Source organism: Tissierellales bacterium, from assembly GCA_025210965.1.
Classification (GTDB): Bacteria; Bacillota; Clostridia; order Tissierellales; family JAOAQY01; genus JAOAQY01.
Map to the genome: position 1 here is coordinate 1 of JAOAQY010000174.1, position 5,056 is coordinate 5,056.

At 31.2% G+C, this 5,056-nt stretch carries 7 protein-coding genes; 3 read left to right on the forward strand and 4 right to left on the reverse strand.

The window, feature by feature from the left end; genetic code table 11:
* On the reverse strand, positions 1 to 181 hold a 181-nt coding region (locus tag N4A40_12280; protein ID MCT4662629.1), incomplete at its 3' end, for a hypothetical protein.
* Positions 182 to 483: 302 nt separating this feature from the next.
* Between N4A40_12280 and N4A40_12285 the strand changes: the two genes are divergently transcribed.
* The gene (locus N4A40_12285) at positions 484 to 1,005 is read left to right on the forward strand and encodes a DUF5673 domain-containing protein (protein ID MCT4662630.1); all 522 of its coding nucleotides are present in this window, start codon (positions 484 to 486) and stop codon (positions 1,003 to 1,005) included.
* A 193-nt stretch (positions 1,006 to 1,198) separates the two neighbouring features.
* A complete protein-coding gene (locus tag N4A40_12290; GenBank protein ID MCT4662631.1) occupies positions 1,199 to 1,846 on the forward strand; it encodes a CPBP family intramembrane metalloprotease in 648 nt (215 codons plus the stop codon).
* A 35-nt stretch (positions 1,847 to 1,881) separates the two neighbouring features.
* Here N4A40_12290 and N4A40_12295 read toward each other — a convergent pair whose 3' ends face one another.
* Together N4A40_12295 and N4A40_12300 are read right to left on the reverse strand one after the other, a co-directional pair.
* Positions 1,882 to 2,814: a hypothetical protein gene (locus tag N4A40_12295; GenBank protein MCT4662632.1), complete on the reverse strand. Its 933-nt coding sequence runs from the start codon at positions 2,812 to 2,814 to the stop codon at positions 1,882 to 1,884.
* 83 nt (positions 2,815 to 2,897) lie between these two features.
* Complete coding sequence (locus tag N4A40_12300) at positions 2,898 to 3,575, reverse strand: metal-dependent hydrolase (GenBank protein MCT4662633.1); 678 nt, start codon at positions 3,573 to 3,575, stop codon at positions 2,898 to 2,900.
* Positions 3,576 to 3,800: 225 nt separating this feature from the next.
* Between N4A40_12300 and N4A40_12305 the strand changes: the two genes are divergently transcribed.
* Positions 3,801 to 4,613 (forward strand): MerR family transcriptional regulator, encoded by an 813-nt coding sequence (locus N4A40_12305; protein MCT4662634.1) that lies wholly within the window; start codon positions 3,801 to 3,803, stop codon positions 4,611 to 4,613.
* A 3-nt stretch (positions 4,614 to 4,616) separates the two neighbouring features.
* Here N4A40_12305 and N4A40_12310 read toward each other — a convergent pair.
* Positions 4,617 to 5,056, reverse strand: a 440-nt coding sequence (locus N4A40_12310; GenBank protein MCT4662635.1) for a hypothetical protein, incomplete at its 5' end; no start/stop codon positions are given.

Here is a 5,056-nt window from a genome sequence, read left to right on the forward strand (position 1 = left end):
AATCATCTAAATCAAATATATAATGCTTATCACCCGAATTTTCAATTACTATTCCTTCACCCGAATAATACTCATCAAAAATCGACTCTTCCTTCTCCATTGATTTCAAAAAGAACATACCACTCCAAATTACCAAAATACAACCAATCATAACTAACAGTTTTAAATTTTCTTTTTTCAAATATCTCGACCCCTTTTCCAATTAACAACTTTTTTTAACTATTCAAAAGAACGCAAATTAATTATACAACTTATTCAATTGTCATTCAAGTTATCGGATCATTAGTTTCTCTTCAAATTTTAACTTATGATTTATGCAAAATTCTCACAGCTCTTAGTTGTATATCATAATCTTTTGACTTTTATACGTCTACTATTGTGAGTCTTTCATCCTACCGTTTATTTCTTAGCTACTCCCTTGTTTTTCTAACTCCAATCTGCTAATCTAAAACTATCTCAAATATTTAAAAAGGTGGAATAATTATGTTTTATGAAATGATACTTTACGGAATAGCTGGATTAATAGGTTTATATGGTATATTTTCAGTAATTTTACGTTACAAACATGGATTGACTAAAGCTGGCGATATAGTTGTAGAAATAGGAAATAAAAAATCCTTAAATTTCTACGGATTTACACTTTCCTCAATTATATTGATTGGACTATCAATAAGAAATTTTGTAATAAGCGACTATAGCTGGGCTATCAGATCATTTTTATTTGCCCTTATTATATCTAACAATATAGTAATTGGATTTCAAAAAAGCTATTTATGCAAAAATGGATTTTTAGTAGCTCCTGGCTTCATACCGTGGAACTATATATACAACTATTCTTGGAATAAAAATAAACTGATTCTAAATTATTTTCATCTAGGAAACGAAAAACTTGTCTATCAAAAGCATATAACATTTAACGAATCCGACTTAGAACATGTAAAAAAATTATTGGCTAAAAAAACTAAAAATAAAGACATGTCTGAATCAACTGCAACTACAAAATAGCCCATAAATTCACACCTTTAATCTAGCACATTGCAATCTAAAAATTTTCAAATAAGATAATTCATACAAATTTCATACTCTATTTTTCAGATTTTTACGTTCTTAAATGTTATACTAAAGGTAGTAGTCACTTTTGGAAATATTTAAGGACGTGATTTTTTTGAGAAAAATATTTGCACACCGCAACCTAACTATGAAAGACATTTTTATATCATATATAATTTTAATTACCATATGGTCTGTTCGAATATACATAATAAACGATATCTGGCAGCCAGATTTAGATCTTTGGTCAAAAGCTATTTTAAATGGCAGTGTCAAATCTATAATTTGGATAATGTTTGCTGTTTTTTACTTAAAAAGATACAACAATGAGCTCTGCATGCCATCTAATCAGCTTTTTGATATAAAAATCAATTGGAAATACTTTTTTATAGTATTATTGCCATTTTTAGCAGTTCAATTCGGGAGCATGTTCTTTAAATACGGTGGTTTTCATATAGGCGAAAGCTTTCACCCAATTAAGCTCATAGGACAATTTCTTATCGTCGGCATACTAGAAGAACTTGTGTTTAGAGGTTGGTTTTTTAACGCACTTGCATCTCTTGTAAATGACACCAAAGCCAATATTATTCAGTCTCTACTATTTATGGGGATTCATTTCCCATCTTATATCGACCATGGTTTATTCACTTTTCCTAGAATCTTATCTATAAGCGTATTTCTATTTGCCATGGGCATGATATTCGGATGGGTATTTAGAAAAAGCAAGTCACTTTGGCCTCCTATCATACTTCACATGATATGGGATTTATTGGCAATTACTATAAACGGGATGTAGCAAAAAAGCTACACCCCGTTTTTTAGTATTTCAAATCAAAAACAACATTCTAGAATCAAGTTACTCTTCACATTCGATGACTCTGTCTCACCAATATTTTCAAATTTCAAATCAAAAACATAATTAGAACCATTTTGATTTAGCTTATAATCTCCAAAATCTAAACTAAATCCATTTAGCACCTTTCCAAAAAACCTCTTCTGTATATCTACATCTTTAGAATATTTTTCTCTCCTGCCTATCAAATGACCATCTACATGTTTGTTATCGTCTCTACAAAACTCTTTTGTCTCAATATTTACAATCGATTCTCTCATAATATAATCTTTTGAATCCAACTCTATATCTACTTTTATCTCGGGAACACTAACGCCCCTACTTACAAAATACAAACTATCTAAAGCTGAATCATAAGCTACATCACCACTTGCGATTCTAGTAATTTTGACATAATCATTTAGTATTGTCTTTTCATCATACTCTTCTGAATTCAAGAAATTTGAAACCTTAAAAAAAGCAACTCTAGTTCTAAGTCTACTAGTCGAATTCATAAATTGCCTCTGATCACATATACAAATATAGCCTTCACAATTTTGCCTATCTGTATTTGAATAAAATGTTTTCACAAAAATACCACTATGCTTTTCTGTAAAAGCAGACCTAAGTTTACTCGATTCACATAGTACTGTCCTACCATCTACGAGCTCTCCAATTTCTTCTCTCACAAGCTCTATATCATCTGTATTTTCACTAAGTGCTAGCACTAACGATTCGTGCTTCCCGTTTAAAATCATGAAAAACGCAATCAAAATTAGGCTTAAACTTAAAAGCATTAGTTTTTTATTGTCTATTTTTTTGTTATCTAGTCTTTTATTATCTAGTCTTTTATTATCTAGCTTTTTGTTCTCTAGCTTTTTGTTCTCTAGTCTTTTATTATCTAGCCTTTTATTATCTAGTTTACGCATCATCTGACATCTCCGAATCTGTCTTTTATCGTTATTATCTTTTGAACTACTCTGCAATAAATCAGCGATGGTTTCCCCTCGGTTTCTTAAATCTCAACTACATCTCCGCTCTTTAATATCTTCACATCTGCACATTTTACTCTATTTTCAAATTCTATAGGATCAGCCTTTATAGGTGGGAAAGTATCGTAGTGCATTGGAATAACCATTTTAGGTTTTATAAACTCAGTAGCTATAGCTGCATCTTCAGCATCCATAGTATAATTGCCCCCGATTGGAAGTATTGCTATATCTATGCTTTCTCTCTCTAAAAGTTTCATATCCATAGTGAGTCCAGTATCCCCAGCATGATATACTTTTTTGCCTTCAGTTTCTATCAAAAATCCACATGGCGTTCCTCCATATATAAATCCATTAACGCTAGAAATTCCTGAACCATGAAGTGCTATAGTCATCTTAACTCTACATACTCCTAAGTCAAACCTGCCACCTATGTGCATAGTGTGGACAGTTAATCCCTTTCTAGTAAAATAATCCCCAAGTTCAAAGTTACACACAACTAATGCTCCTTCTCTCTTTGCGATATCCACAGTATCACCTATATGATCCCCATGTCCGTGGGTAACAAATATATGAGTTATATCTCGTAAATCCGATTCATCAAAATTAGCCTGTGGATTTCCGTTTATGAACGGATCTACAAGTGCCTTCATACTGTCCGTCTCTAACATAAAAGCTGAATGTCCTAAATACTTTATCTTCATCTGAAATCGCCAACCTTTCGCTAAATTTAAGCAATTTAGCTTAAAATTTTTTACTACAATCTAATTATAGCAATAATTTCTGAGTTGTAGTAAAACTTTGTAAAATTTAAAATAGAAGCTCAAAACACAAAGCCAAAACCCCTCTCGACACCCTTAACTATTTCCATTTTGATGATATAATATTCTTAACTCAAATTTCAAATTCTCTACAGGAGCTGGTAAAATATGAAAGACAACTTATATAGTATTGGGCAAATAAGCAAACTTCTAGATATAAGCGTACAAGCTATTAGACTCTATCAAAAACTAGAACTTATAATTCCTGCCTATATAGACCCTCAAACCAATTACAGATACTATGACGATGATGCTATAAACGACCTTTGGAGCCTCTCCATACTGAAATCTGCCGGTTTTTCTCTAAAAGAAATAAAACAATTAGAAAATTTGAATATACAAGAAATCAAAAACATTTACAAAAATAAATCCATAGAATTAAAATCAAATATAGAAAAGCAAATTGCTACACTAAAATATATGGAAAGACAGATAAATGCTATAGATACACTTCATAATTGTAGCAATGAATTTTTTATAAAAACTATAGACGCACGATATGGATACAGCATATCTGCTAGCAATATCCACTCAACATTTGAGCACTTTAAGATATTAAATGAGCTCAAAAAAAATTCTGACTTGCATATAGACATAGCCTATCAACCCGCTCGTTACATGAGCATAGATAAATCAAAATCTATACACCTTAAAAATTTCTTTGCAATAAATTTAGATCAAAGTGAAAATTTCATAAATAAACCAAACGTATCTCGCATAGAAGCTGGTACATTTTTGTGCGCCAATTTCTATGGGTCTAAAAATACCGCCGAATTGTACTTTGATATGATAAATTACATTGAATCAAAAAAATTCACACTCAGAGGTGACGCCATCGAATTACTTTTACTCGAAGATGACATATCTAAGTGTGAAAAAAATTTACTTCGCGAAATCCAAATTGCAATTGTAAAAAACTAATTATCAATCATAATCAATTCCATCTACCCATTTAAATCCGTAATTTCTAAGCGAATTTATAAAAGCACTATTTCCAGTTCTAATCTCATCAGCTCTATAGTGAAGCCCAAAATATCTCTGAGCCATGTGTATATAACCTAATGATTTCGCATAATCTAAAGCCGCGTCTGCAAATTCTTTATCATGCACTTTTTCACACACAGCTTTCAGCTTATCTTTATTATTATCTGATAGCGGTGTCTTTGCTCTATCACTATATTTTTGATCCATACATTCATTTAATTTATCATCTGAAATTTCATGGTATTTCTCTTTATGTACCACGATATCATATAGATGTTTTGGCTGTATCTTAGGAGATTGCTTAGGATATCCTAAACACAATAGCACTACTGGAAATACACCATCAGGCAAATCAAACATTGGTTTTAATTCATCAAAAC

Excerpts from the sequence above, each read along its gene's own strand:
- N4A40_12285 (MCT4662630.1), top strand. The coding sequence starts at position 484 with ATGTTTTATGAAATGATACTTTACGGAATAGCTGGATTAATAGGTTTA.
- N4A40_12290 (MCT4662631.1), top strand. The coding sequence starts at position 1,199 with ATGAAAGACATTTTTATATCATATATAATTTTAATTACCATATGGTCT.
- N4A40_12295 (MCT4662632.1), bottom strand. The coding sequence starts at position 2,814 with ATGATGCGTAAACTAGATAATAAAAGGCTAGATAATAAAAGACTAGAG.
- N4A40_12300 (MCT4662633.1), bottom strand. The coding sequence starts at position 3,575 with ATGAAGATAAAGTATTTAGGACATTCAGCTTTTATGTTAGAGACGGAC.
- N4A40_12305 (MCT4662634.1), top strand. The coding sequence starts at position 3,801 with ATGAAAGACAACTTATATAGTATTGGGCAAATAAGCAAACTTCTAGAT.